The organism is Acinetobacter endophylla (assembly GCF_053543775.1).
Genome location: NZ_JBLVOM010000040.1, coordinates 1 through 1,805, shown reverse-complemented (window position 1 = coordinate 1,805; position 1,805 = coordinate 1). Strand labels below are relative to the sequence as shown.

Sequence of the window (1,805 nt, the reverse complement as noted above, 5' to 3'; positions counted from 1 at the left end):
GTTGAAGGATACAGTTTATCTGCATCAACAAATTGCAATGCTTTGCGTAGCGTATTTGCTACTTCCTCTGCAGTTTCCACTTGAGTGGTTGCCACATCAATTGCACCCACCATCACTTTCTTACCACGGATCAATTCGATTAAATCCATTGGTACACGTGAGTTTTGGCATTCAAGTGAAATAATATCGAGCTTAGATTGTTGTAGTTTCGGGAATGACTCTTCGTATTGACGCCATTCATTACCTAAAGTTTGTTTCCAATCCGTATTTGCCTTGATACCGTAGCCATAGCAAATATGCACAGCGGTTTCACATTTGAGTCCTTCAAGCGCACGCTCTAAGGTCGGAATACCCCAATCATTTACTTCATCAAAGAACACATTAAATGCAGGCTCATCAAACTGAATAATGTCGACACCTACTGCTTCAAGCTCTAACGCTTCTTGATTCAGAATTTTGGCAAATTCCCAAGCCAATTTTTCACGGCTCTTGTAGTGACCATCGTAAAGTGTATCAATCATGGTCATCGGACCAGGAAGCGCCCATTTAATTTGTTGATTGGTTTGGCTGCGCAAGAATTTCGCATCGTCTACAAACACGGCTTTTTTACGAGAAACATCACCCACAACAGAAGGTACACTCGCATCATAACGATTACGAATACGCATCGTTTCACGCTTTTCGAAATCCACACCTTCAAGATGCTCAATAAAGGTGGTTACGAAATGCTGACGGGTTTGCTCGCCATCACTCACGATATCGATACCCGCAGTGACTTGCTCATGTAATGATAATTTCAAAGCATCACGTTTAGCTTCTAATAATTCTTCGCCTTCAAGCTTCCATGCAGACCATAATTTTTCAGGTTCAGCTAACCAAGACGGTTTTGGCAAGCTACCCGCAGTTGAAGTTGGGAGTAAAAGTTTCGGTTGTGTAAGCGCCATGTCTAATCTTCTTTGTCTAAATTCGTAAATCTGTTTATCAATTTAATGGATTAAGCAGCTGTTTCGACTTCGAAATTTGCAGCCCATTCATTTAAAATGTCTTGATAAGGCTTAATGAAGTTTTCTTCCGTCCATTTACCTTGTTTAACTGCAAGCTCACCACGTTCCACACGGTCATAGACCACACGTGTAAGTGAATAATCGCCATAGCTTAGACTTGGTTGATACACCACACCTGCAGGAGAGTTGGTGTTGTAAATTTCAGGACGATAGATCCGTTGGAAACTTTCCATGGTTGCAATCGCGCTGATCAATTCAAAATCAGTATAATCACGGACTAAATCGCCAGCGAAATAGAATGCTAATGGTGCATTACCACCTTCTGGTTTAAAGTAGCGTACACGTAAACCCATTTTGGCAAAATATTCATCGGTACGTGAATATTCATCATTTTTGTATTCCACACCCAAAATAGGATGTACGTTGGCTGTACGGAAATACGTTTTAGAGGTTGAAACGCTTAAGCAAATGACAGGTTGTTTTTTAAATTCTGCTTTAAATACATCTGAATTGACTAAATGTTGATAAAGCTTGCCATGTAGATTGCCAAAATCTTCAGGTTTTTCACCTACACCACAACCCAATTGTGGCAATACCACACTGAAGTCGTAATCACGCACATAAGATGAGAAGCTATTGCCGATCATGCCTTCAATACGCTCACCTGTTTGATGGTCAATCACAACACTTTTAAGTGTTTCAATAAATGGGAAAGTTTGACCATTACCTTCAATATCAATTTCCGCAGAAATAATGTCAATCTCAAGTGAATAGCGATCACCTTTCGGGTTATCAACGGTT

General features: G+C 40.4%; 2 protein-coding genes. Both read right to left on the bottom strand.

Translation table 11 applies throughout. The features are described 5' to 3' along the window. Positions 1–944 (bottom strand): methionine synthase (locus ACNPNW_RS04175; protein WP_448766564.1); only part of this gene is annotated, 944 nt, incomplete at its 3' end. Between the two features lie 50 nt (positions 945–994). Continuing rightward, on the bottom strand, positions 995–1,805 hold an 811-nt coding region (locus ACNPNW_RS04170; protein ID WP_448766563.1), incomplete at its 5' end, for a putative oxygenase MesX.